Source organism: Bacillus sp. 22475, from assembly GCF_052044835.1.
GTDB classification, from domain to species: domain Bacteria; phylum Bacillota; class Bacilli; order Bacillales; family Bacillaceae_G; genus Bacillus_A; species Bacillus_A cereus.
The window spans coordinates 124,574-151,417 of record NZ_JBQENW010000010.1; the positions used below are offsets into that span (position 1 = coordinate 124,574).

Below are 26,844 nucleotides of genomic sequence, written 5' to 3' on the forward strand. Positions count from 1 at the left end.
ATTAACTAGGTGAAATTAAAATCTTTATTACACACATTATGAAATAAAGGGTGATTAGTTTTGAGTACAGGTGTAAAAGCAAACGACGTGAAGACAAAAACAAAGGGAGCAGATCTTGTTGTTGATTGTTTAATTAAACAAGGTGTTACACATGTTTTCGGTATTCCAGGAGCAAAGATTGACTCTGTATTTGATGTACTGCAAGAAAGAGGACCAGAGTTAATTGTTTGTCGTCATGAACAAAACGCAGCATTTATGGCAGCTGCTATTGGTAGATTAACAGGGAAACCGGGAGTATGTCTTGTAACTTCAGGACCAGGGACATCAAATTTAGCGACAGGTCTTGTTACTGCGAATGCGGAGAGTGATCCCGTTGTTGCTTTAGCTGGTGCAGTACCGCGTACGGATCGATTAAAACGTACGCATCAATCTATGGATAATGCTGCACTATTCGAACCAATCACAAAATATAGCGTAGAAGTAGAGCATCCTGATAATGTGCCAGAAGCACTTAGTAATGCATTTCGAAGTGCGACTTCCACAAATCCGGGAGCTACTTTAGTAAGTCTTCCGCAAGACGTTATGACTGCGGAAACAACTGTAGAGTCTATCGGTGCGCTTTCTAAGCCACAGCTTGGAATCGCTCCCACACATGATATTACATACGTAGTAGAAAAAATAAAAGCAGCGAAATTACCAGTTATTTTACTCGGTATGAGAGCAAGTACAAATGAAGTGACGAAAGCTGTTCGTAAATTAATTGCGGATACAGAGCTTCCTGTTGTTGAAACATATCAAGCAGCTGGTGCGATTTCACGTGAGTTAGAAGATCATTTCTTCGGCCGCGTTGGATTATTCCGTAACCAACCAGGTGATATTTTACTAGAAGAAGCAGACCTTGTTATTTCTATCGGTTATGATCCAATCGAGTATGATCCAAAGTTCTGGAATAAACTTGGCGACAGAACGATTATTCATCTTGACGACCATCAAGCAGATATCGACCATGATTACCAACCAGAGCGTGAATTAATTGGTGATATTGCCTTAACGGTAAATAGCATCGCGGAGAAATTACCGAAACTTGTATTAAGTACGAAATCAGAAGCGGTATTAGAACGATTACGCGCGAAATTATCAGAACAAGCAGAAGTTCCAAATCGTCCTTCAGAAGGTGTTACGCATCCACTTCAAGTGATTCGTACACTTCGTTCTTTAATTAGTGACGATACAACTGTTACATGTGACATCGGTTCCCATTCTATTTGGATGGCGAGATGTTTCCGTTCTTATGAACCACGTAGATTATTATTTAGTAACGGTATGCAAACGTTAGGTGTTGCACTTCCCTGGGCAATCGCAGCTACTTTAGTAGAACCAGGTAAAAAAGTAGTTTCCGTATCAGGTGACGGTGGTTTCTTATTCTCAGCGATGGAGTTAGAAACGGCGGTACGTTTAAATTCTCCAATCGTCCATCTTGTTTGGAGAGACGGCACATATGATATGGTTGCATTCCAACAAATGATGAAATACGGCAGAACATCAGCTACAGAGTTTGGCGATGTGGATCTTGTGAAATATGCGGAAAGTTTCGGGGCGTTAGGTCTTCGTGTTAACACGCCTGATGAATTAGAAGGGGTATTAAAAGAAGCATTAGCAGCAGATGGTCCTGTCATTATTGATATTCCAATTGACTATCGTGACAATATTAAATTAAGCGAAAAATTATTACCAAACCAATTAAACTAATGGAGGCAGATTTGAGATGACTGTTGCGCAATTAATTGATATTGATGCAAAAAAAACGAAAACGAGTAATGAAGTATATCAAACATCTACAATGCTTGCGCTATTAGATGGTATATATGATGGTGTGATTAGCTTTGAAGATTTGAAAAAACATGGTGATTTTGGCATCGGCACATTTGATCAATTAGATGGTGAAATGATTGCATTTGATAATGAATTTTATCATTTACGTTCAGACGGTTCAGCAGAAAAAGTAGAACCAGAAGAAACAACACCATTTGCGACTGTAACGTTTTTTGAAAAAGAAATGAGTTATACGGTAGAGCGTCCGATGAATCGTGAAGAAGTTGAAGCATTATTACATGAATTAATGCCAAGTAAAAACTTATTTTACGGTATTCGAATGGACGGTACGTTCCGTGAAGTAAGAACGAGAACTGTTCCAAGACAAGAAAAACCGTATACACCACTCGTTGAAGTGACGAAATCACAACCAATCTTTTCATTTGAAAATACAGAAGGTACGCTTGCTGGATTTTGGACACCAGATTATGCGCAAGGTATTGGTGTAGCTGGATTCCACTTACATTATATTGATGATGAAAGAAGCGGGGGTGGACATGTTTTCGACTATGTTATAGAAAACTGTACGATCCAAATTTGTCAAAAAGCTCATATGTATTTAGCACTTCCAGAAACAGCTGATTTTATGGCGGCTGAATTATCAAGAGAAAATTTAGAGGATAATATTGCAACTGCGGAAGGTGCAGAGTAAAAGGGAAAGACTGTTCCATTTTGGAACAGTCTTCTTTTATTCGTAATGTTATTATTTGTCGATAAATCGATATTTCTTGTCGAACCGTTGATATATTGTAAGTTATGATAGATATATTTGAAAAATCGTTGATATTGCTTATTTCTTTGAAACAAACGGATGTCCCTCATAATAAAAACGCCACGGATAATGTACAGCTTCTTCTGCATAGTCGATATTAATACGAGGTCCTGCTGTTATTTTATATTGTGATGATATGTGTTCTTCTTTTGGAACTAATTCAATATGTAACGTATCACTTTGTAACGATACACCGCGTTCTCTTAAAGTGATGCCAAGTGCACGGCATAGTTTGCCAGGACCGTTTGTTAAATTTTTGTACTGCGCTTTTGTAATTTCGGTCTTATTGTAGCGCGCTAGTTTTATTTCTTCTATTCCATCTACCGGCTCAAGAGCTCGAATGAGAACACCTTGCGGGGTGCCCACTGGCGCTGTAATAACGTTAAAGCAATGATACATACCGTAAATTAAATATACGTAAGCATGCCCTGGTGCGCCAAACATGACTTCTGTGCGGTCTGTCCGTCTGCCGCCGTAACTATGTGCGGCCTTATCATCTGGGCCTTTATATGCTTCTACTTCTACAATGATTCCGCTTCGCTTTATTCCGTCTACAATATGAACGAGTTTTTGCCCGAGTAATTTTTTTGCTACTTCTAACGTATCGCCTTCATAAAAGGAAGGAGGTGCCTGCATTGTACTATCTCCTTTACTAAGTGTATATGTATATAGTAAACCAAATTTTCAGTAGTAATTCTAACTCGTTCTATTTATCGGGTGTATTTCATAAATTATGGATAGAGTACAACAGCGAAGAGGGGGAGTGCGACATGATTTATCGCTTACTAGCTCTTAATATAGATGGGACACTACTATACAACAATGGAAAAATTGCAAAAGGATTAAGAGAAACAATTGAATTTGTGAAAAGAAAAGATGTATACGTTACGTTATTTACGAGTCGTAATTTTCAATCCGCTCATAAAGTAGCAAAGGCGTTAAAATTAGATTCTATATTAGTGACACATGGTGGTGCTTTCGTTTCAGCAACGTTAGATAAGCCGTACGTTCAAAGAAGATTATCTGAAGAGAAGACTTTTAACATTGTGCAAGTGTTAGAGCACTTTGATTGTAACGTACGCATTTCTCATGAACGGTTTTCGATAGGAAATCGTGAGAGAAATACACCAAACTTAATTGCGCGCACTGTATTATCAAGCGCAGATCCGTTATTTTATCCAGTTCAATTTGTAGATTCATTAGGTGACGCGCTTCGTGACCATCCGGTAGCAGCGCCAAAAATTGATGTTATTTTCCAAAGTAAAGGTGAAAAAGAAAGAGGACTGAACACATTAAGAAAAGCATTCCAAGATGTAGAGTATGTTGAATGTGATTCAAAACGAATAGAAATTTTACCGCAAAATGTATCAAAGTTACGTGGATTACAATTGCTTGGAGAGCATTTAAATATTTCGCTAAATGAAATGGTTGCGATTGGAGATAGTATGGAAGATTTAGAGGTTATTGAAAACGTGGGACTTGGGGTAGCGATGGGGAACGCACCTGTAGAATTAAAGCAAGCAGCAGATTGGATTACACGCTCAAATAGTGAAAACGGTGTAGAGTATATGATTAAAGAGCATTTCCGTAAGCAATTCCCGCTTCCGTTTTTGAAGAATCATAAAAATACACCGAAACGATGAAAGAAAAACGTAGCTTTTTGGCTACGTTTTTTTGTTGAGCTTATTAAAATGAATGAAAACGTTTTAAATTGTGAATTGTGTATGGGATTCATACAATTCACTTGAATCCTTCAGAAAACTAATGTAAAGTGGATGATGTTGTCAAAATAGTTACACCACATGAAATATTCTTCAGATTAATTTTATTGGGCTCCCATACGTAAAAGTATTTCCGCATGACAGTTTAGTTCACGTATTATTTCAAAAATGAATTGTAGTAATTTTATTAAGTAGTTGTAGCGTTCCTTTGTTGTATTTAAATGGATTATTTTAAGTTAATGTGAGTAAGACCTGGTACATATGAAATGTACTTCTTTTTGTGGTTTTAGGAAGTTTAAAAGGGGGAATGAATTTCTTGAGGAAATCATTTAATCAAAAAATTAAAAAGTTAAGTAGTAGTTTAATAGTTGTATTACTAATATGTATGAATTTTTTAATCCATTTACCATTTAAAGCAGAGGCAGCTACAACAGAATTAAAAGGTTTAGGTGATGTATCTTATTACAACGCCATCATTTTTGGAGATCATAGTGCAACGAGTGCGGATATTGAAGGTGCGATGGCTGTTCAGAAAAATATGAACGCATCAAGTTATACAGTCGTAGCGGCTGCAACTGGAGCAAATAACTTAGCTGGAGCAACTTGGGTAGATGAAGGATATCCATCATTATTACTAGGCGGTCAATTTACGAAAGCGGGAGCAGGACAAGTAATTATTCAAGATGGAACAGTGGCGATGACAAAAGACGGTGACCCAGATGGCGCAATGAAAACATCATATGACCGTATCTCTTATAAAGAGCAAGCGGAGATTGATGCTAAGTTTAAAGAATTTAGAAAAGACGTTGATAGCGTAATTGAGGATGCGGGCCAATTACATACTGATAAACCAAAATCGGGTATGACCTTTGGAATCGGTGAAGATGTAAAGAATCCTAATATTTATGTCTCTTCAGGATTAGAAGGGCAAGAACCATTCAATGTAAAGGATGTTTATCTTCCAAATGTAAGTAACAAAGATTTTATTGTTATTCATTCAGATGCAGAAGAAGTTAATTTTGGTGGCGGTGCAATCCTGTATGATACGACAGATAAGGGCGGGTTCACATTAGTTAATACCTCTCAAGCATATGACCCTAATTCCTTCTTCACTGAGTTAGCTAGTAAAGTCATTTGGGTGTTCCCTAATGCTAAAAAGATAACAACTAAAGGATATGGTGTAGTAGGTAGTGTGTTTGCACCTAATGCAGTTGTAGAAACAAAAGGTGGTTCTATTAATGGACAAGCCTATGTTGGAGGATTACACCAAAGAGATGGTTTTGAGGTTCATAACTTTAAATTTAACTGGCCAAAATGGAATAAACCAGCAGCCGAAAAAGGACATTTACAAATTAAAAAAGTTGATGAAAATGATAAAAACATTGTTTTAAAAGACGCAAAATTTGATGTTATAGACAAAGATAATAACGTTGTGGCTACTGTTACAACAAACGAAAAGGGTATTGCGGAAGTTAAAGATTTACCACTTGGTGACTATTTTGTAAAAGAAATAAGTGCACCAGAAGGATATATAAAAGTTGATACACCAGTCAAAGTAACAATTGATAATACAAACGTAATTGAACTTGTTATGAAGAATACGAAAAAAGTAGAGAATGGCCAATTTAAATTATTGAAAAAAGATAGTGAATCTGGTCAACTTCTACCAGGTGCAAAATTTGATGTTATCGATAAAGATGGGAAAGTTGTGGAAACAATTGTTACAGATGATAAAGGTGAAGCCTTATCGAAACAACTTCCAGTTGGAAGCTATACATTAAAAGAAGTAGAAGCACCGAAAGGATATGAATTATCATCTAGTTCAGTTTCTGTTGATGTAGAGGCTAATAAAGTAGTGACTGTAGATGTGGTGAATAAAAAGATCCCCGAAAAAGTAACAGGTCAATTTGAAATTGTGAAAGTAGATGCGGAAGATAAAACGAAAGTATTATCAGATGCAGAATTCGAAGTGTATAAAGATGGTAAAAAAGTAGATACGTTACGAACAGATAAAACTGGTAAAGTAGTTTCTCAGAAATTAGAACCAGGAACATACACATTAAAAGAAACGAAAGCACCACAAGGATATAAGTTGTTAAAAGAAGAAATTGAAGTCGTTGTGGAAGCAGACAAAGTAGTAGAAGTACAAGTAGAAAACGCAAAAGAATTAGGAAGCTTACAAGTAATCAAAAAGGATGCAGAGAGTGGAAAAGCTCTAGCAGGTGCAGAATTTAAGCTGAAAAATGAAGCTGGTCAAGTAGTTGGAGAAGCGAAAACAACGAATAAAGACGGCGTTGTGAAATTCGAAAGCTTAGTGCCAGGAAAGTACACGTTAGAAGAAACAAAAGCACCGGAAGGTTATAAAGCGCTAGAAGTAACAGTAGACGTAAATGTTGTAGCAAATGAAGTAGTAAAACAAGAAGTTATGAATGAAAAAGTAACAGGTCAATTCGAAATCGTGAAAGTAGATGCGAATGATAAAACGAAATTGTTATCAGGTGCAGAATTCGAAGTGTATAAAGATGGTAAAAAGGTAGCGGAACTGAAAACAGATGAGAGTGGAAAAGTGATGTCACCAAAATTACCGCTAGGTGAATACACAGTGAAAGAAACGAAAGCACCAGCGGGCTACAAGCTTTCAAATAAAGAATGGAAAGTAACAATTCAAAACGAGAAAGAAGTAGTAAAAGTAGAGGCAGAAAACGAAAAAATCTTAGGTTCTCTACAAATTATTAAAATGGATGATAAAGATCAAACGAAACGCTTAGCAGGCGCAGAATTTACATTGAAAGATGCAAAAGGAAATGTTGTAAAAGAAGGAATTACAACAGATAAGTCTGGAACGGTTAAAGTAGACGGACTTGTGCCAGGTGAATATACGTTAGAAGAAACAAAAGCACCAGAAGGTTATGAGTTAACAAAACAAATAATTCATGTAACAGTTGACGGTGAAAAAGTTATTGATGTAAAAGTAACGAACGGTAAGAGCCTTGGTCAATTCGAAATTGTAAAAGTAGATGCGGAAGATAAAACGAAAGTATTATCAGACGCAGAGTTTGAAGTGTATAAAGATGGTAAGAAAGTAGATACGTTACGAACAGATAAAACAGGTAAAGTAATTTCTCAGAAATTAGAACCAGGAACATACACATTAAAAGAAACGAAAGCACCACAAGGATATAAATTGTTAAAAGAAGAAATTGAAGTCGTTGTGGAAGCAAACAAAGTAGTAGAAGTACAAATAGAAAACGCAAAAGAACTAGGAAGCTTACAAGTAATCAAAAAGGATGCAGAGAGTGGAAAAGTTCTAGCAGGTGCAGAATTTAAATTAAAGAACGAAGCTGGTCAAGTAGTTGGAGAAGCGAAAACAACGAATAAAGACGGCGTTGTGAAATTCGAAAGCTTAGTGCCAGGAAAGTATACGTTAGAAGAAACAAAAGCACCGGAAGGTTATAAGGCGCTAGAAGTGACAGTAGAAGTAAATGTTGTAGCGAACGAAGTAGTAAAACAAGAAGTTATGAATGAAAAAGTGAAAGAAGAAATTACAGGTCAATTAGAAATTACAAAGGTAGATGCTAATAATACAAATAAAATATTAGCAGGCGCAGTGTTTGAAATTTGGAAAGACGGAACAAAAATCGATACATTAACAACAAATAAGAGCGGTAAAGCGACTTCTAAGAAGTTAGAACCAGGAGATTACACTTTAAAAGAAATCCAAGCGCCAGAAGGATACACTTTATCCGATAAGGAAATGAAATTTACGATTTCTAATGAAAAAATTGAAGTTGTAAAGCTTCAATTTACAAATAAAAAAGATACAGAAAAAGGTCCGGAAAAACCAGGTGAAGAAACAGGGAAGCCAGGTGAAGAAACAGGGAAGCCAGGTGAAGAAACAGGGAAGCCAGGTGAAGAAACAGGGAAGCCAGGTGAAGGAACAGGGAAGCCAGGTGAAGAAACAGGGAAGCCAGGTGAAGAAACAGGGAAGCCAGGTGAAGAAACAGGGAAGCCAGGTGAAGGAACAGAAAAGCCAGGTGAAGGAGTAGAAAAACCAGGTGAGGGAGTAGAAAAACCTAATTTTCCAGAAAAAGGACAAGGTTCTTCTAATAATCAACAACTTCCAGCTACAGGACACAATACGAATCACATTCCATTCATCGGTTTTATGCTTCTGCTACTAGGAATACGTTTAAGATTCATGGCTAAAAATAGTTAACAGATGTATAAAAGGCATCAGAGATATACAATCTCTGATGCCTTTTTAAGTGAATACAGATAAAATGAAAATATCTATATGGAATGATAAATATGTTAAGCTTCAATTACGCTAAGCATTCTGTTTATAAATGCAGCTGCGTGAGCACGTTGTGATGGTCCTTTTGGTACGAATTGATTAAATTCATTACCTTTTACAATTCCATATCCATACACTCTTTGTACTTCTTCTTTAGCGTAAATTAAGTTTTGGTCTACGAATGGTAGTTCAACTTGTTTTGCAAAAATACCAGCGTGTTTTAGAGAACGATCGATCATAATAACAGCTTCTTCGCGTGTAATTGTAGTATTTGGATCAAATGTATTATCACCACGTCCGCGGATTATGCCTGCGCTTGCTGCACGATTAATACCGTCTCTTAAAGATGGGTGTACTTGTTCTAAGTCTGTGAACTTAGCATTTCCACTTGGTAATTGTAAAGCACGAGTAATTAGTGTAGCAAATTCAGCACGCGTAACAAGACGTTCTGGGAAGTACTTGCCGTTCCCTTCTCCTTGCATAATGCCTCTAGCTGCTAATTGACGAATGTCTTGTTCATACCATCCACCTGTAATGTCATCAGTTACGGGATTTTTTTGGTTTTCTTTATAGTATGTTTCAGTTCCTTTTAAGAAAGCATTCCATTGTCCGCGTTGAATCATAAACGCAGGGCAGTTTTTTCCTGACCAAAATTGGTGTTTTTGGACCTTATCTAGAGAAATATTTAAGTCGTTCATTAAATAAGCTGCCAATTTACGGGCATTTTCTACCGCTTTTTCATAGTTTCCATCTTGATTAACGGCAATTTCAATTCCGATAGATTCATAGTTTCCAGTTTTATTTCCAGCATGCCATCCAACTTCATTTACCGGAAGATGTTGATAAATTTCTTTATCATCTACTGTGAAATGCCAAGATGCGGCGCGATCAGCTGTTCCGCGTGCTTGGTTATCTAAGAATTTTGCATGATTTAGAGCATTGGCACCTTTCGCTGTATTAGCCGTTTCGTGAATCGTAATATATTTAGGTACCATCGGGTAGCCAGGGCGAATATCGTCATTTCCTTTAGGGACAATCATTTCTTTAAATGTAACGCCATAAATATTGTTTGTTTGTAGAGCTTCCGGAGCTCTCAATAAACTATTTTTAGCAGTACGACTGTTTTTTAATAATGAAGCTTTTGTACCTTCAAATGTAGCAGAAGGTGCATAAATCCATTTTGCTGTTTCGTTTATTTGGACTTTAAACCAATTTCCAGCTTGTTCAGTAGGAGTAATGACTTGTGGTTGTAGTTTCCCTTCTTCTTTAAACGATTGGAACGGAAGGGCATGTATGGAAGCTTCTTCTTTTACGATTAATTTTTGGTTAGATAGTTTATGAATCTCTTGAACTTCTAAGCTATTATCATTGTTATCTATCCATCCAGCGCCAGTTGACGTCGTTATGTAGTAAGCATTTCCTTTTTTCTTTGTCGCCGTTACGACTTGTTCTGTAATCTCGATATTCGATTTGTTTTTTAAATCATTCGCGGTATATAATGAATGTTTTTTTGAAGTGTATAGTAGGAATTGGCCAGTAACCTCGATATCTTCTTCATGAGTACTATGCTCATTAACATGCTCCTTAATACTTTTAAAAACTTGATCCTCCGTATATACTTCGGCGGATTTTTCAGCACTCTCTGCAAATGAATAAGTAGGTGCAAGAACAGTTTGTAATGCAAGAGAGAGAGTTAAAACACTATAAAATTTCTTTTTCATATTTTTTTTTAACACATTAGATTATGGAATCTAGTGTTAACATTCCTCCTTTATATATTGTATTTTCGCTATGTAACGATTTTTTGTACTAATAAATTTTAACAAGAGAAAATCATGATGTCTATATACATGAGCGATATTCATAAAAAGAATTATTTGAAAAAATGTAAGAGAAACAGGTAAAACCTTCTGTATTGACCTGTAAACGCCCTTCAAGTAAACTAAAGAGAGTTTGCAAATGAAAAGGTGATAATGTGTTAATTTCAATTAAAACGTTACAAGATGATCGTTTTTTACGTCCGCTACAAAATATTGGCGGCTTATTTTTTGAAGATAGTACGATTGGATTTGAACAAGAGGAAGCGAATCTGATCGTTGATATACACATTGAGGATAATGTGAAAGCATCCGCTCGATTAACGGATGTTAGCACAGGAAATGTGTATGAAGAAACATTCTCGAAAGATTTATCTGCTTTCACAGATGAAAAAGAGCGTATGAAGCAAGTGAAGCACGTTGTTTCTTATGTATATCTTTCTGTTCTTCAGCAGTTAACTGGACTTGAACAAAGCTGGGGTATTTTAACGGGAGTACGTCCGACGAAACTTCTTCATAAAATGCTTCAAAATGGTATGTCAAAAGAAGAAGCGCATCAAGAACTTCGTGAAAGTTATTTAATTCATGAAGAGAAAATTGAACTTCTTCAGCGTATTGTTGATTGCCAATTAGCAGTTGTTCCGGATTTATACCGTTTGAAAGAAGAAGTAAGTATTTATATCGGTATTCCGTTCTGTCCAACGAAATGTGCATACTGTACATTCCCGGCTTATGCGATTAATGGACGCCAAGGGTCTGTTGATTCGTTCTTAGGTGGTTTACATTATGAAGTTCGTGAAATTGGTAAGTTTTTAAAAGAAAAAGGTGTGAAAGTTACGACGATTTATTATGGCGGCGGTACACCTACAAGTATTACAGCAGAAGAGATGGATATGCTGTATGAAGAAATGTACGAAGCGTTCCCAGACGTGAAAAATGTACGTGAAGTAACAGTTGAGGCAGGTCGTCCAGATACGATCACGCCAGCAAAGCTAGAAGTGTTAAATAAATGGAACATTGACCGTATTAGTATTAATCCGCAGTCATATCATCAAGAGACACTGAAAGCAATTGGACGTCATCATACTGTAGAAGAAACAATTGAGAAATACCATTTAGCTCGTGAAATGGGAATGAACAATATTAATATGGACTTAATTATTGGTCTTCCTGGTGAAGGGTTAGATATCTTCAAGCATACGTTAGATGAAACAGAAAAGTTAATGCCAGAATCATTAACAGTTCATACGTTATCATTTAAACGTGCTTCTGAAATGACACAAAACAAACGTAAATATAAAGTAGCAGGTCGCGAAGAAATTACAGCGATGATGCACGAAGCAGAAGAGTGGACGCAAAAGCATAATTACGTACCATATTACCTATATCGTCAAAAGAATATTTTAGGTAACTTAGAGAACGTTGGTTATGCAATGCCGACGCAAGAAAGTATTTACAACATTGTCATTATGGAAGAAGTACAATCAATTATCGGACTTGGTTGCGGTGCATCAAGTAAATTTGTTCATCCGAAGACCGGGGCAATTACGCACTTCGCGAATCCGAAAGATCCAAAATCATATAACGATGGCTTTGTAAAATATACAGAAGATAAACTGAAAATTTTAGAAGAGCTATTCGCATAAGAAGAAAGAGGTTGTTCCGAGTCGGAACAACCTCTTTTTATCCTGCAGTAATGGGGGAGCGATTATATCTTGTCAGTTTTTGGCGGTAAGTCGATATATTCGAAAAATCGCCGATATAATTTCATGTACCAACGATTTGCACGTGTTGTAAAACTATGTCGATAATAATCAGAAAAATTAGTCAAAACATTGAAGGACAATGTCTACTTATGGACGAAATGATAGATTTATGAAAGAGAAAAGGGGGAAATTGTTGGCATGTACATGACGATAGGGAGAATTTTTGATTTATCTGTTGGTAAGTATCCGAATAAAGAGGCGTTAGTGGAACCTGAAAAAAATATTCGCTGGACATATAAACAGTGGGATGCACAAATAAATAAAACGGCGCACGCTCTATTAGAAGATGGAGTAAGAAAGGGAGATACAGTATCTGTTTACTTATATAACTGCCATGAATTTGTAAACGTTTACTTAGCTTGTGCGAAGATTGGTGCAATTTTTAACCCGATTAACTTTCGCTTAAAGGCGAAAGAAGTATCTTATATTCTTCAGGACGCATCCTCGAAAGTCGTTGTCTTTGAAAAAGCAGTTGAGTCAACTGTTGCTATCATTGAACGAGATTTTCCAAATACATCTTTTTGGTCTATAGAAAACGATAAACCTTCCTATGCAAGTTCCTACCATGAAAAAGTGAATGCAGCATCTTCTGAGAAAGTAAATATCGAAATTGATGAAATGGACTTTTGTTCTATGCTTTATACGAGCGGTACGACAGGTCATCCGAAAGGCGTATTACATCGTCATCGTGAAATGGCTGAGCATAGTATGATTTGTACGTATTTCCTAAAATATAATAGAGATAGTGTTGGGCTTGTTGTTGCGCCTTTATATCACTGTGGTGAATTAAATACCGGAATCATACCACGCATTCAAGTTGGCGGAAAAAATGTCATTTTGCATCATTTTGATACAGAAACAGTATTACATACGATTCAAGAAGAAAAGATTACGACGTTCTTTGCAGCACCGACGATGTGGAATATGTTGTTGCAAAAAGATTTAACTCAGTATGATTTAACTTCAATGAAAATCGGTATATATGGCGGAGCGGCAATGGCATCGGCGTTAGTGAAGGAATGTAAAGAACGTCTTTATATTGACCTTGTTCAAATATATGGAATGACAGAAATGGGACCAGTTGTGGCGTTTCTCGTAGAGGAGGATCAAATTACGAAAGCGGGTTCAGCAGGCACGCCATGCTTTAGTCATGAAGTTCGTATTGTGAAACCGAACGAGGATGCACCGGCAGAACCAGATGATGTATTACCTCCTTATGAAGTGGGGGAAATTATTTTACGTGGCCCAACTATGATGGCGGGCTATCATAATCGTGAAGAAGCGAATAAAAAATCGATGTATAAAGGATGGTATCATTCTGGTGATTTAGGATACTTCGATAAAGATGGTTATTTATTCGTTGCAGATCGCGTTGATGATATGGTAATTAGCGGTGGTGTAAATATTTACCCTCGTGAAATTGAAGATTTCCTTCATAGTCATCCTGGTGTATTAGATGTGGCGGTACTTGGTGAGCCAGATGAATTATGGGGAGAGCGTGTTGTGGCAGTTATTGTGAAGAAAGATGAAACAATAACAGAAGCTGATTTAGAAACGTATTGCAAAGAAAGTGACGAATTAGCAGATTATAAGCGTCCGCGTCATTATTTATTTGTAGATGAACTTCCGCGTAATGCGAGCGGGAAGTTGCAGAAGTTTGTGCTGAGGGAGTCACTGAAAGGTGCGAAAAAATAGAAAATGAAGGATGCCCCATATCTATGGGGTTTTCGTCTCTTTTTCTGTAAGAGATTAAACAGAAGAAACAATATCTTTGTTAATTCTTAAATGTCCTGTTCTTTTGTAGAGGTTGGGAATTAAGTGAATATCAATCACTTTATATTTACTTAATTCTCATTTCTTCTTGGTGAAGGTTAATTAGCGCATTTGAAATAAGGTGGAAAAACAAAATGGATGTAATGTCCAAAAAGAAAAGACACCTTAAGGTGCCTCTCTCCGACTTGAACCATTTCATTTCATACGAATCGGAATCTATCCGTATTACAATTACCCCTTTGTTATGAGTGTAAACACACACTATAAAGCAGAATCGTCTATATACACTAGATTGTTAGTTCACAAAAGACAAGAGATTTGAGATCAATATCGAAGTGACGCCACATCCCCTATAATAATTGATATGTTACGCCTTTTAAAAGAATCTGCTTTATAGAACGTGCCCACAAGTTATATTTTACTACATGTAATATTCATTTAGTGTATTTTTCAATGAATATGTATAATTACATAAACTGTATGAAAAAAAGAGAGTATACTCTAAAATTTTGTAATAAAGATAAAGCCCGCTTACGGAATAGGGGGCTTTTCTTACTTTTTATAGATATTTATTCCAATTATATTATCAGATGAATCTAAACGAATATAAACGTCAGCTGATAAAAGGTGTGCATTATATATTCGTTGTTTATATGTTGATATCTCGAAGCGTTTTCCGTTTAATTCACATTCTAGAATAATCATATCGCCATGTTCTTTCCAATTTATTAATTTAGCAGTTGTATTCATATAAACCTCCTCTGAATCATTTTATGAAAATTAATAGAGATAGTGTGAGAAAGGAGTTTATATAACAAAAAAAGACACCTTAAGTGTCTTTTTTGATTACTATAAAAGTCGTTGAATGAAATAGGTTTCTATTTTTATTTACGTGAAAACCCTTCTTCATCAAGGTATTCCGCAGCTTCTGGATAAGAGTTGAATGTACCGTCTAAGTTTACACCAGCGTACACGTTCCACATGTCATCCTCTGAAATAAGAGTAAGAATATGACCATCTTCGTTCTGCCATTCTTCTTCTTTCGCAGGTTCTACAGGTGCTACTACTTCTTCTTGTGATAGAAGGTCAATTGATTTCTCAATTACTGAACGTAACTCTTCTGCTGAAAACTCACGGATGTTAACCATACCCTTATCATCCGTTTTGTAACCTTTAATACCGCTTGCATACACAAATCCATTTCCATTTGGGTGTAAATGAAATACAACGTTCTTTTTATCTAAACGACTTTCTTCAAAGTGGAAGTTTACACGTTTTAATGATACGTTCTTTCTTTCTAGTTCTGGGAAAGATTCAATAATCGATAATTTTTCTTCAAAAGTTAGCATAGTGCCTCCAAGTATATAGTAAAAGATTTAATTTGTTCATTATAGCATAGTTGCAATTGTTTCCAAAGATAAGGGGGAAACTTTTCATTGAATACGTTTACGTCACGAGAATGTAAAAAGTGAGCTAACGAATGTATCTTTTTAGGTGTACAATGGAACATGGACTTTATACAAAGGTGGTTTTTTTATGTTTCAAAAAATAGCAAAGGAATGTTTAGCAGGATTTACTGTTGCTATTGTTGCGTTGCCACTTGCAATTGCATTTGGTATTGCCGCGACAGGAACGTCTGAGGGAGCGCTTGTTGGATTGTATGGTGCGATTTTTGCAGGTTTATTCGCAGCGTTATTTGGCGGGACACCTGGGCAAGTAACAGGGCCAACTGGACCAATTACCGTTATTGCAACAGGAGTTATTGCGACGCACGGGTTAGAGGCAAGTTTTATTGCCTTTATGATGGCAGGGTTATTTCAAATTTTATTCGGTGTATGTAAGCTCGGTTCTTACGTTCGATATATTCCGTATCCTGTCGTTTCGGGATTTATGAATGGTATTGCATTAATCATTATTTTAGGCGAAATAAAGCACGTACAAAATAGTTTTTTACTTGTTGTGTTAACGATTATTGTAATGATTGTTTCTGGTAAGTGGATTAAGGCGATTCCGTCTAGTTTAGTAGCACTAGTCGGTGTGACAGCTTTGCTACCTTTATTTTCTTCTCTACTCGAAGGACTTACAGTAAAGTTACCGATTATCGGAAATCTTTCGTTAAATAAAGTAATTGAAAAGATTGGAAGCATTCCAGAAGCGATGCCTACGCTTCATATTCCATCTTTAAGTGGAACAGGAATAGCAGCACTTATTTTACCAGCGCTTAGTATTGCTTTATTAGGATCGATTGACTCGTTGTTAACATCGGTCGTAATGGATAATGTGACAGGTACACGTCATAAAAGTAATAAAGAGCTCGTTGGACAAGGTATCGGTAATATGATGAGCGGATTGTTTGGCGGATTAGCAGGTGCAGGTGCGACTGTAAGGTCTATCGTGAATATAAGAAGTGGCGGTAAAACGGCACTTTCGGCATGTATGCATAGTGTTATCTTATTCATTTTTATTATGGGTCTTGGTTCGGTCGTACAATATATTCCACTTGCTGTACTATCAGGTATTTTAATTTTAACTGGTATTGGAATGTTCGATTGGGAAAGCATGAAAAAGATGCATGTCGCTCCTAAAGGTGATGTCGTTGTTATGCTCGTAACGATGATTGTGACGGTGAAGTTCGATTTAATGATTGCTGTTGCATTCGGTATTATTCTTTCGTTCATCATATATATGGTGAAATGTAAAGAACGTAAAACTTCTATCGTAAAAGAAAGAGAAGAAACATATACAATTCAAGGGCCGCTCTCTTTCTTATCAGTAGATCGTATTTTCTCTACTTTACAAGATGTGAAGTCACCGGTTGTTTTACGTATGAAGGATGTGCGTTATATGGATATATCAGGAGCTATGGCATTATTAAATTTTGTTGAGCAATCAAATAAAGTAGGAGCAAGTGTAAAGCTTGAGCAAGTACATCCGAGTATTGAAAAAACAATCATAGTAATGGCAAGCGATGAACAGAAAGAACAATTAAAAATCTTAAGTGCTTAGATGGTAATTAGAATATCTCACAATTTTACATACATTATAATGTAGAGTTGTGGGATATTCTTATAATGTTTTTAGTAATATGTACCGCAGTGATAGAGAAGAGCTCTTTTTGAGTAACGAAAACAGTTATAATATGTACATATAATGGAAGGAATTAGAAATTAGAGTGTGAAGAGATAGGCGTAAATTGGTTCTCTTTTCTATTTTGTAAAAAAAACCAAGTATTCAACCTATAATAAATTTGTTATGATAACCAATGGGATAAAGTGAATTCCTATCGTTTAAAACAATATGTTTGAGAGTATATGCATAAAAGAAAAGAGAAAAAATATGAATAAAACATTTGTAAAAGGAGCAGCGATTTTAACAATTACAACTTTTTTGTCGAAATTGCTTGGTAGTTTTTTTCAAATTCCATTACAAAATATTGCAGGAGATGAAGTGCTCGGTATTTTCCGTCTTGTTTTTCCTGTATATATGATTGCTCTTACATTATCGGTAGCCGGAGTTCCACTTGCAATTTCGAAATTAATTGCAGAGTTGAACGAAAAAAATAAGCAAAAGGAAATTCCGAAATTATTTACATCAGCGTCAATTATAGGGATAGCATTTGGCGTTTTCGGCTGTTTAGTCATTGTATTATTTTCTATTGAAATTGCAAATATGCTTGGTGGACAAGAAACTAGAATGCCGTTGCTTATTACTTCATTAGCATTACTCATTGCGCCATACATGGCGGTTTATAGAGGGTATTTTCAAGGTTTCGGTGATATGAAACCAACAGGGGTATCACAGGTCATTGAGCAATTTGTACGTGTGTTTTTTATGTTAATAATTGCTTACATACTAGTATCATGGGATAAGAGTAATACTGTTATTACTAGTGGTGCGATGGTTGGCTCTTTTCTTGGAGTCATTAGTTCGCTTATATATTTGCGTATAAAATATAATAGAAGTCCATACTACAATAAAAGCAATTCCTATTCGCTCCGAGATTTAAGAGAAAACGGCAAAAAGATATTGCGGGTATCGATCCCAATCGCTATTGGAGCTTTATCAATGCCACTTTTAAATTTAGTAGACTCGCTTACAATACCGCATGTATTACAAGGATCATCAACAGAAATTCAAGAACAATTTGGAATATACAGTCGCGGTTTTGCATTCACGCAAATAATTGTTATTTTTGCAAGCGCAATTGTATTTCCGTTAATACCACTCTTAACTTCCGCATTGGCCAAAAGAGATATAAATTTGGCGAAAATAACAATTCAAAATACAAATCGACTAGCGCATGTATTGACAGCACCGTTAACAATATGGTTGATGGCATTAACAGTACCGTTAAATGTCGGATTGTTCACAGACGTAAAAGGCAGTAGTATGTTAACAGTGATGATTGGCAGTTCGTATTTTACTGCGGTTATGGTATTATCAATAGGTGTTTTACAGGGCATTAACCGTTCTGCACAAGCTGCATGGATTGTTATTGGTGCGAGTTGTGTGAAAGTCGTGTTAAACATAATGTTCGTGCAGAAGTTTGGCATAGATGGAGCGGCGTATAGTACATTCATTACTTACGTATTGATTTGTATTGTAAATCATTTGTATATTCGAAGCTATATTGCCTATTCTATTCATTTAAAAAGCTTTTTTGGTGTGCTAGCAATAGCATGTATTTTGGGACTAGGATTGTATGAACTATGTAATGTGATAAATATTACATCTTCAAGAATTATGACGTTATTATTCAGTGGTATAGCATTAAGTATTACAACCATTTTGTATGGTATATGTGCTTTGAAATTAAAATGGATATCAATAAACAAAATACCATTTTTAAAAAGATAAATATAGAAATTTAATTTTTTATTATAATTCATATGAGCTGATAAAGAGGAAACTATGTAGGGTATCAGGTGTTTAGGTAAGGAATGGGTACCAGTTTATGTTAGATGAAATAAACGGTTACCTAGTTTTGGAGGAGATTTAGGGTGCGTTTAGTCTTATCAGGATATTATGGTTTTTATAATGTTGGAGACGAGGCGATTCTACAATCAATTATTGAATCGTTAAGTAAAGAGAACCCGGATATAGAACTAGTAGTACTATCAAATGATTCTAAATATACAAAGGAAATGTATGGTGTAGAATCGGTAGATCGCTGGGATATAAAAGCTGTTTATCATGCGATCAAAAACAGTGATGGAGTTATTAGTGGTGGCGGGAGCCTTCTTCAAGATCAGACAAGTACGAAGAGTATTCTATATTATACGGGTATTATGGGACTCGCTCGATTATTAAAAAAGCCGTATTATATTTATTCACAAGGAATAGGTCCAATTACAAAAGGATATAATCGTCTATTAGTAAAATGGAACTTGTCAAAAGCTTCCTATGTATCAGTTCGAGATGAGGATTCGTTTTTATATTTAAAAGGACTTGGCATAAAAAACGATATTGAAATTGTTCCAGACCCTGTTTTAACATGGAAACGGACAAAACAATCGGATTGGTTGCAAAAGCATTCGATACATGGAAAAGTAATCGCGGTTAGTGTGCGTTATTGGAATGCAAAAGAAGATTATATAAAAAAATTAGCTGCGGCATTAAAAAAATTAAAGCAAGAAGGATACCAAATTCTATTTGTTCCAATGCATGAGCCATTTGATCAAAAAGCTTCGCGTGAAGTAGTAGACTTAATGGGAGAAGAGACGTATATGCTTCCATATAAAATGGATATCGACGAGAAAATATTCATTTTATCACAATGTTCATTACTAATTGGTATGCGTCTTCATGCACTAGTTTTTTCTGCTGTAGCCAAAACTCCAATGGTCGGGATTTCATACGATCCGAAAATTGATTCGTTTTTAAGTCAAGTGAATCAGCCAGTTATAGGAAGTGTGGATGGCGAATGGAGTGCTGATTATTTATATGAAATTGCGAAAAAGCAATTAATGCAACAAGGAACTGTGCAGCAAGAGTTACAATTGACAATAGATGAGCTTCGGTTGCAAGGCAAACAGGCAACAAAGAAACTCATTGATCATATGGAAAAAGGCACTTTATTAAAAAAGTAAAGTGTCTTTTATTTTTGTTTTGAATGTAATGAAAATTCTAATTAAAAAACGTTTTATTTTAATTCCTATTTATTATGCTAAAATGATTGTGATTATTATATAATCAAATTTGTGATAATAAATTCGTAGATTACGAGGAGGATAACCTTGAAGACTTTTTCAAAAGGTATAACAGCAGTGGCATTAACGGGATCATTACTTTTAACTCCTATTTCAAGTTATGCGGCAAATGATGATATTACAGGACATATGTTTGAGACGCATATGCGCTCACTTATTACTAAAGGAGTTTTAATGGGGTATGGAGACAATGTATATGCGCCTGATAAATTAGTAACAAGAGCAGAGTTTGCTACATTCATAGCAAGGGCTTTAAATTTACCGAAAGCTGATTCGAATTTCGAGGATGTGCCGAAGACTTACGGTTTATATGATGGTGTAAGTAGAGCATATGGAGCGAAAATTATTAATGGTCGTACGAACGAGACATTCTCACCAAATGATGTGATTACACGTGAAGAAATGTCGATAATGGTAAAGCGAGCGTTAGACTATAAAAATATTAAAGTAGCTGTAAGTCCGCTTACCTTTACTGATAAAGATAGTATTAACTATAAAGAGCATGTGCAAGTTATGGTGGCTACTCAAATTATTAAAGGGTATCCAGAAGATAATACATTTAGACCACATTTATCAGCTACAAGAGGGATGGCTTCAGCTATGTTGGATCGCATGCTTCAGACGATTGAAAAAAACGGAAATAGCAATCCTGTAGAAACTAAGAAATATGTTGTGACAAATGTAAGAGAAAATGGAACAGAGCAAGAAGTAGAGCGCTATAATACGTATAAAGAAGCGGTTACAGCTGCTCAAAATAAAGGTATGAATGCGGTAAAATACGAGAACGAATTTTTATGGATTAAAGATGGTTTTGCAAGTGCGAAAAGAATAACTGGACAAAACATCATTAATATTTATGATGAGAATTTGTCAACAGTATATACGTATATTCAGTATGGAACAGAATTGAAAGTGTTAGAAGTTGGCGAAGATCGTGTGAAAGTTCAACTTTCTGGTTTGACAGGTTATGTGAAGAAGAATGAAATCACTTTAATTCCTACAAATGAAATGAAACAGTCGTCTTATTATGTGAAATCAGATGGATATTTATACCATAAATATTATACATATAATACAAGTTCACCTGGATATACAGAATTTAGATATGGTGTGGCACCTTCTTTCATGAAGCAAGGACAGCAAATGTATAGTGTAGATGGAAAGACATTTGGAGACGAAACTTTCTATCAATATTTCAATTATTTATCATTACGTTCGAAAACAGATTATACAGCTGAACAACTAGATAGTTATGTGAAATCGATTAAGCCAGACTCTCCATTAATTGGTTTAGGAAAGAAATTTAAAGAAGTAGAAAGCAAGTATAATGTAAATGCATTATTCTTATATTCATTAGCAATTCATGAAAGTTATTATGGAACAAGCGCTCTTGCAAAAGACAAAAATAATTTATTTGGTTTAAAAGCAACAGACGATAGTCCATATGGTAACGGAGAAGCATTCAATTCAAAAGAAGATTGTATTGAACATGCAGCAAAATTATACATGAATGAAGGATATTTAAATCCAGGACATTGGCGTTATACAGCAACATATACAGGTGATAAAGCTGCTGGTTTAAATGCAAAATATGCATCTGATGCGAACTGGGGTAAAAAAGTAGCGGGGCACATGAACCGTTTTGATTCTTATTTGGGTAAAAAAGAATACAACAAGTATAAACTTGCACGTGTGATGAATAACGTGGAAGTGAAAAAGAATCCTAGTATATCAAATGAGCGACTGTATCGTTTAAATACAAATGCAGTTGTCACAGTTACTGGTGAAGAAATAATAAATGGAAAAGCGTGGGTTAAAGTTATTTCAGATAACCCTACTGTAACAGAAGCGTATATCGCAAAAGAAAGCTTAGAATACGTAAAACATTAATTAAATAAAAAAGAAGGTGCTACTGACATTTCGTAGCACCTTCTTTTTTATTCAATTTCAAAATCAACAATGATATAAGCGAGTATAACAACGAAGAAAATACTAACGGCTGGCGCTGTTAATACGTGGCCAGACATAAAGCCAATGCCAAGTGATAGAATGAGTGTGCTCGCTAATAGCATATGCTTTACGGTTATGATTTTCTTAAAGTTTGTGATCATGCGGATGAATAATTTAATACCAAAGTATAGAAGTGGTATTAAGTAAATAAGGAAACCGACAATTCCAAAGGCGAAAAATAGGTCATGGAAGTCCATTTCAATTAATTTAATTTTATCTGTGTAGTTACCAGCGTAACCCATTCCGAATAGTTTTTGTGAAAGCGGTGCGTCTTTATAGTACTGTTTGTATGTTTTTAAGAATTTGTCGCGATCACTGTAAATCAAACTTTTCATTTCAGAATCTGTAAGTTCACCTTTTGCATGTTTTTTTGTATCTTCTGGATCTTCTTTAATTACTTTTCCTTCTTTTCGATCTTTTTCTTCTTGTACTGATTTTTTGTATTCGTATATTTGCATGTGAATGCCCATATTTTTTGCGATAGGAGTATGCGGTGTAAGAGCAATTAAACCTCCTAGTATAACTGCGGCAACAACGGTATTTACAATATGTGTGAATCCTTTTCCTTCTTTTTTACGATTTATCATATATTCAATGAATGAGAAGAAAAGTGCTACGCCTAATGTAATAACAATTGCGCCATATCCGACTTTCGTTCCGACCATAATACTTGCATACATCGCAAGTATTGTTGGAATCCAGTAATATATTTTCGAGAAAGAAGTTGTTTTATGAATCGAATATAAGACAATGATTGGGAACATAATGGCGAAAAGAGAACTTAAATCATTTCCAGCGAAGAACCAACCTCTTGAACCGATTTTTGAGTGAGGATAGCTTGGGAAATCCGTTCCAGTTTGCATTGCGACAATCATTGTGATGCTTAAAATTAAAGTTGCATATAAGAAATATGTAATGATTTTATGAAATACATACTCTTTATTTTTTAGCTCTTTAAAGGCGATAATATATCCAAACAGTAGCACAATTGGATATACGCTTTTTAAAATGAATTTAACTTCTTCTCCAAATGAAACTGGCGATTTAACCATCATATTATTTACAAGACCGATTGTGAGTGCGATTCCGAGTAAACATAAATAGAGGATGTACTTTTTCGCATCTTGTTGTTTGTGATGAAGAAGTAGGTATCCTAATGCAAGAAGCATAAAGGCGAAACGGACTACAACTCCAACTGTTGCGCTCATGTGTAGTATATAGATTGAAAAAGATGTTAATAAATCTAAAATTGGTTGAAACACAATGAATAGCAATAGGAAATGTGGGAAGTAGTTATCCGTTTGTTTCAACTTATTAACCATATGTTCCTCCAGTTCTTCATTCCTTTATTACAACACCCAAAAGATGGGTATAAAGCCTTTTTTACATAGTAAGGCGAATGAATTTCAATATTTGTTTTTTATCAAACTTAAGAATACACCATTTCATTGTAATGGTAAATAGATGAAAAGCATGGATAAACCGACTTTAATTTCTATATTTTTCAACGGAATTGTATGTTTTATACGGTATATGTACAAATTGCGAGATTATTAGACAGAAAATTGAGAAAAAAGAAGGATTTTTCAGTGGTTTTCTATAATTATATAAGTATAATCTTTATGGAGAAAAGAGGGGTATATATAATGGAAATAACAAGTAAAACAGAATCTGTCGTTGTGAAATATGAAGGCCACGTTGCAACGGTTATGGTCAACCGCCCAGAGGTGTTAAATGCGTTAGATGAGCCGACATTAAAAGAGTTATTACAAAAGTTGAAAGAAGTAGCGGAAAGTTCTGCGCATATTGTTGTGTTATGCGGAAACGGCCGTGGTTTTTCTGCGGGTGGAGATATTAAGTCGATGCTTTCAAGTAATGATGAAAGTAAATTTGATGGTATTATGAATACTATTTCTGAAGTCGTTGTGACATTGTATACGATGCCGAAGCTTGTTATTAGTGCAATTCATGGACCAACTGCAGGTCTTGGGTTAAGTATTGCGTTAACAGCTGATTATGTAATGGCGGATATATCATCTGTTATTGCGATGAACTTTATTGGAATCGCTTTAATTCCAGATGGAGGCGGTCATTTCTTCCTTCAAAAGCGCGTCGGTGAAAACATGACGAAGCAAATTATTTGGGAAGGCAAGAAATTATCGGCGACCAAAGCGCTTGATATCGGCTTAATTGATGAAGTAATCGGTGAAGATTTCCAAACGGCTGTGAAGCAAAAAATTAATGAATGGTCACAAAAACCGATTAAAGCAATGATTCAAACGAAGCAAATTTTATGTGAAGTAAATCGCTCTAATTTAGAGCAAACATTGCAATTAGAGAAGCGTGGTCAATATGCAATGAGACAAACAGCGGATCATAAAGAAGGAATTGCTGCGTTTTTAGAGAAACGTTTACCAGCATTTAAAGGGGAATAAAGTGAAGTGAGGATTTTGTCCATTCCTCACTGATTATTAGCTCGTTAATTCGGGATAAAGGGGAGAAAGTGCTAACACATTTTAGTATAATTGTGTTAGCACTTTTTTTTAAGGAGTAATACATGAAGAAAATGATCGGTGTTATCACTATTATTTTGCTTACATATTCTGCTTTGCATAGTACACCATCTTTGGCAGTTCGGACTGCGTTGTTTTTTGAGGGACATCCAAGTGTTGCATTTTCTGACGGGGTGACGAAAGAAAAAGATGTGAAAAAAGAAGCGATTCCAGATGAGTATCAAACTCTATATGGTAAGGACGAAGACTTAGAGCACTATTTCTTTCCACATGTAAGAGCACATGGATCAGGAATTGATATGTTAAGTGCGTGCGTGAAGAAAAAATGGTTTTTCTATAAAGCAGAGCTCGGATGTTATTAAATATAGGAGGATGAATGATGTCAGCATATAACAAGTTAGTAAGAGATCGTGTTCCAGAGAAGATTTTAATGTCTGGAAAAACGTATACAGCACAAAAATTAACAGGTCAAGCATACATACAAGCTTTAGCGAAAATTGGAACAGAAGAAATTCGTGAATTTGCTTCTATGAAAGAACGCGAACATGCGCTAGATTCTCTTGCGGATGCGCTAGAAGTTATCATCTCATTAGCACGTGCAGAAGGTGCATCGATTGAAGATGTGGAACGCCTTCGTAAGAAAAAAGAAGTAGAGCGCGGTGGATTTGAAAGAGGGATTTATTTATTAGACGTCTCAGAAGAATAGTTTTATAGGGAAAGCATGGCGTTAATGAGTAACGCTATGCTTTTTTTTTGCAATGAAGCTAATAATGAAGAAGATAGCTGTTAATATCCAGCCGATTGTAATAGAAGTAGTAGTATGAATGGCATAAGAGATTTGTAAACAAAATAATGATGCTAAAAACCAAATGAGTGCAATGTGTATATATTTTTTTGATATATTCATATTTCAGGACTCCTTTTGTATACTAAAAAGAATTTTACTACAATTTAGAAAATTAAGCTATATAAGTAGAGGTTTTCTGGCGAATTTTGTATACTGAATAGTAGAGAAAATGAGGAGGAAACGACAATGGCACATCATACGAAAGAAACGATGGAACTGATTAAGGAGCTTGTCTCTATTCCGAGTCCATCTGGAAATACAGCAAAAATTATTAATTTCATTGAAAACTATGTAAGTGAGTGGAACGTAGAAACGAAACGTAATAATAAGGGTGCTCTTATTTTAACGGTAAAAGGGAAGAATGATGCGCAGCACCGTTTATTAACGGCACACGTTGATACGTTAGGTGCGATGGTGAAAGAAATTAAGCCTGATGGTCGCCTGAGTCTTTCTATGATTGGTGGATTTCGCTGGAACTCTGTAGAAGGAGAATATTGCGAAATTGAAACATCAAGTGGCAAGACGTATACAGGAACGATTTTAATGCATCAAACATCTGTACATGTATATAAAGATGCAGGTGAAGCAAAACGCGATGAGAAAAATATTGAAGTTCGTATTGATGAGCGCGTATTTTCAGCTGATGAAGTACGCGAATTAGGAATTGAAGTAGGAGACTTCGTGTCATTTGATCCGCGCGTTCAAATTACAGAGAGTGGATACATAAAATCACGTCATTTAGATGACAAAGTAAGTGTTGCGATTTTATTAAAATTAATTAAAAGATTACAAGATGAAAACGTAACATTACCATATACGACGCATTTCTTAATTTCTAATAATGAAGAGATTGGATACGGTGGTAATTCTAATATTCCAGAAGAAACTGTTGAATACTTAGCAGTTGATATGGGAGCGTTAGGTGATGGACAAACATCTGATGAATATACAGTATCTATTTGTGCAAAAGACTCTAGCGGCCCGTATCATTACGCTTTACGTAAACATTTAGTAGAGCTTGCGAAAACGAATCATATTGAATATAAAGTAGATATTTATCCATACTACGGATCTGATGCATCAGCTGCGATTCGCGCGGGATTTGACGTGAAACATGCGTTAATTGGAGCGGGTATTGATTCTTCTCACGCATTTGAACGTACACATGAAAGTTCTATTGCGCATACAGAATCATTAGTGTATGCATATGTAATGTCTAATTTAATTGAAGAATAATTTCATAGATAATA

At 35.6% G+C, this 26,844-nt stretch carries 20 protein-coding genes; 14 read left to right on the plus strand and 6 right to left on the minus strand.

Annotation, left to right across the window (positions count from 1 at the left end):
• Positions 1 to 60: 60 nt before the first annotated feature.
• Both alsS and alsD read left to right on the plus strand, forming a co-directional pair.
• Positions 61 to 1,749 (plus strand): acetolactate synthase AlsS, encoded by a 1,689-nt coding sequence (gene alsS / locus ACTJJY_RS17785; RefSeq protein ID WP_306187313.1) that lies wholly within the window; start codon positions 61 to 63, stop codon positions 1,747 to 1,749.
• 16 nt (positions 1,750 to 1,765) lie between these two features.
• Complete coding sequence (alsD, locus tag ACTJJY_RS17790; RefSeq protein WP_267416690.1) at positions 1,766 to 2,524, plus strand: alpha-acetolactate decarboxylase; 759 nt, start codon at positions 1,766 to 1,768, stop codon at positions 2,522 to 2,524.
• A gap of 138 nt (positions 2,525 to 2,662) precedes the next feature.
• Here alsD and ACTJJY_RS17795 read toward each other — a convergent pair whose 3' ends face one another.
• A complete protein-coding gene (locus ACTJJY_RS17795; RefSeq protein WP_440606153.1) occupies positions 2,663 to 3,280 on the minus strand; it encodes a DNA-3-methyladenine glycosylase in 618 nt (205 codons plus the stop codon).
• 134 nt (positions 3,281 to 3,414) lie between these two features.
• Here ACTJJY_RS17795 and ACTJJY_RS17800 point away from each other — a divergent pair, with 134 nt between their 5' ends.
• Positions 3,415 to 4,287: a Cof-type HAD-IIB family hydrolase gene (locus ACTJJY_RS17800; protein WP_081144058.1), complete on the plus strand. Its 873-nt coding sequence runs from the start codon at positions 3,415 to 3,417 to the stop codon at positions 4,285 to 4,287.
• A gap of 394 nt (positions 4,288 to 4,681) precedes the next feature.
• Positions 4,682 to 8,581, plus strand: coding sequence for a SpaA isopeptide-forming pilin-related protein (locus ACTJJY_RS17805; RefSeq protein WP_440606154.1), 3,900 nt, complete (start codon positions 4,682 to 4,684; stop codon positions 8,579 to 8,581).
• 95 nt (positions 8,582 to 8,676) lie between these two features.
• Here the strand turns inward: ACTJJY_RS17805 and ACTJJY_RS17810 are convergent, their stop codons facing one another.
• Complete coding sequence (locus tag ACTJJY_RS17810) at positions 8,677 to 10,380, minus strand: S-layer homology domain-containing protein (protein WP_440606155.1); 1,704 nt, start codon at positions 10,378 to 10,380, stop codon at positions 8,677 to 8,679.
• A gap of 254 nt (positions 10,381 to 10,634) precedes the next feature.
• Here ACTJJY_RS17810 and ACTJJY_RS17815 point away from each other — a divergent pair, with 254 nt between their 5' ends.
• Positions 10,635 to 12,122, plus strand: a complete 1,488-nt coding sequence (locus ACTJJY_RS17815; protein ID WP_000908776.1) for a coproporphyrinogen III oxidase — start codon at positions 10,635 to 10,637, stop codon at positions 12,120 to 12,122.
• A 258-nt stretch (positions 12,123 to 12,380) separates the two neighbouring features.
• Entirely contained in the window at positions 12,381 to 13,937 is a 1,557-nt protein-coding gene (locus tag ACTJJY_RS17820; protein WP_440606156.1) for a fatty acid--CoA ligase, read from the plus strand.
• A 630-nt stretch (positions 13,938 to 14,567) separates the two neighbouring features.
• Here ACTJJY_RS17820 and ACTJJY_RS17825 read toward each other — a convergent pair.
• Complete coding sequence (locus ACTJJY_RS17825; protein WP_001098258.1) at positions 14,568 to 14,765, minus strand: hypothetical protein; 198 nt, start codon at positions 14,763 to 14,765, stop codon at positions 14,568 to 14,570.
• 134 nt (positions 14,766 to 14,899) lie between these two features.
• On the minus strand, positions 14,900 to 15,364 hold the full coding sequence (locus ACTJJY_RS17830) for a hypothetical protein (protein ID WP_000954998.1): 465 nt from the start codon (positions 15,362 to 15,364) through the stop codon (positions 14,900 to 14,902).
• Between the two features lie 187 nt (positions 15,365 to 15,551).
• On the opposite strand from ACTJJY_RS17830, the gene ACTJJY_RS17835 reads away from it, so the two are divergent.
• The 4 genes from ACTJJY_RS17835 to ACTJJY_RS17850 all read left to right on the plus strand — a co-directional run bounded on the left by ACTJJY_RS17835 (position 15,552) and on the right by ACTJJY_RS17850 (position 22,114).
• The gene (locus ACTJJY_RS17835) at positions 15,552 to 17,021 is read left to right on the plus strand and encodes a SulP family inorganic anion transporter (protein WP_440606157.1); all 1,470 of its coding nucleotides are present in this window, start codon (positions 15,552 to 15,554) and stop codon (positions 17,019 to 17,021) included.
• Positions 17,022 to 17,351: 330 nt separating this feature from the next.
• A complete protein-coding gene (locus tag ACTJJY_RS17840; RefSeq protein ID WP_098840426.1) occupies positions 17,352 to 18,872 on the plus strand; it encodes a putative polysaccharide biosynthesis protein in 1,521 nt (506 codons plus the stop codon).
• Between the two features lie 143 nt (positions 18,873 to 19,015).
• Positions 19,016 to 20,104 carry a polysaccharide pyruvyl transferase CsaB gene (csaB, locus tag ACTJJY_RS17845; protein WP_098840427.1) on the plus strand — a complete coding sequence of 363 codons (1,089 nt, stop codon included), beginning with the start codon at positions 19,016 to 19,018 and terminating at the stop codon, positions 20,102 to 20,104.
• A 147-nt stretch (positions 20,105 to 20,251) separates the two neighbouring features.
• The gene (locus ACTJJY_RS17850) at positions 20,252 to 22,114 is read left to right on the plus strand and encodes an S-layer homology domain-containing protein (RefSeq protein ID WP_000847495.1); all 1,863 of its coding nucleotides are present in this window, start codon (positions 20,252 to 20,254) and stop codon (positions 22,112 to 22,114) included.
• Between the two features lie 47 nt (positions 22,115 to 22,161).
• Here ACTJJY_RS17850 and ACTJJY_RS17855 read toward each other — a convergent pair whose 3' ends face one another.
• Positions 22,162 to 23,556 carry an O-antigen ligase family protein gene (locus tag ACTJJY_RS17855; protein WP_440606158.1) on the minus strand — a complete coding sequence of 465 codons (1,395 nt, stop codon included), beginning with the start codon at positions 23,554 to 23,556 and terminating at the stop codon, positions 22,162 to 22,164.
• Positions 23,557 to 23,856: 300 nt separating this feature from the next.
• On the opposite strand from ACTJJY_RS17855, the gene ACTJJY_RS17860 reads away from it, so the two are divergent.
• From ACTJJY_RS17860 to ACTJJY_RS17870, 3 genes are all read left to right on the plus strand, one after another.
• The gene (locus ACTJJY_RS17860; protein WP_440606159.1) at positions 23,857 to 24,669 is read left to right on the plus strand and encodes an enoyl-CoA hydratase; all 813 of its coding nucleotides are present in this window, start codon (positions 23,857 to 23,859) and stop codon (positions 24,667 to 24,669) included.
• 122 nt (positions 24,670 to 24,791) lie between these two features.
• Positions 24,792 to 25,109, plus strand: coding sequence for a hypothetical protein (locus tag ACTJJY_RS17865; RefSeq protein ID WP_000738198.1), 318 nt, complete (start codon positions 24,792 to 24,794; stop codon positions 25,107 to 25,109).
• A gap of 17 nt (positions 25,110 to 25,126) precedes the next feature.
• Entirely contained in the window at positions 25,127 to 25,453 is a 327-nt protein-coding gene (locus ACTJJY_RS17870) for a nucleoside triphosphate pyrophosphohydrolase (RefSeq protein WP_001277348.1), read from the plus strand.
• A gap of 21 nt (positions 25,454 to 25,474) precedes the next feature.
• Here ACTJJY_RS17870 and ACTJJY_RS17875 read toward each other — a convergent pair whose 3' ends face one another.
• Positions 25,475 to 25,654 carry a hypothetical protein gene (locus ACTJJY_RS17875; protein WP_440606160.1) on the minus strand — a complete coding sequence of 60 codons (180 nt, stop codon included), beginning with the start codon at positions 25,652 to 25,654 and terminating at the stop codon, positions 25,475 to 25,477.
• Positions 25,655 to 25,780: 126 nt separating this feature from the next.
• On the opposite strand from ACTJJY_RS17875, the gene ACTJJY_RS17880 reads away from it, so the two are divergent.
• Complete coding sequence (locus ACTJJY_RS17880) at positions 25,781 to 26,830, plus strand: M42 family metallopeptidase (RefSeq protein WP_440606161.1); 1,050 nt, start codon at positions 25,781 to 25,783, stop codon at positions 26,828 to 26,830.
• Positions 26,831 to 26,844 lie beyond the last annotated feature (14 nt).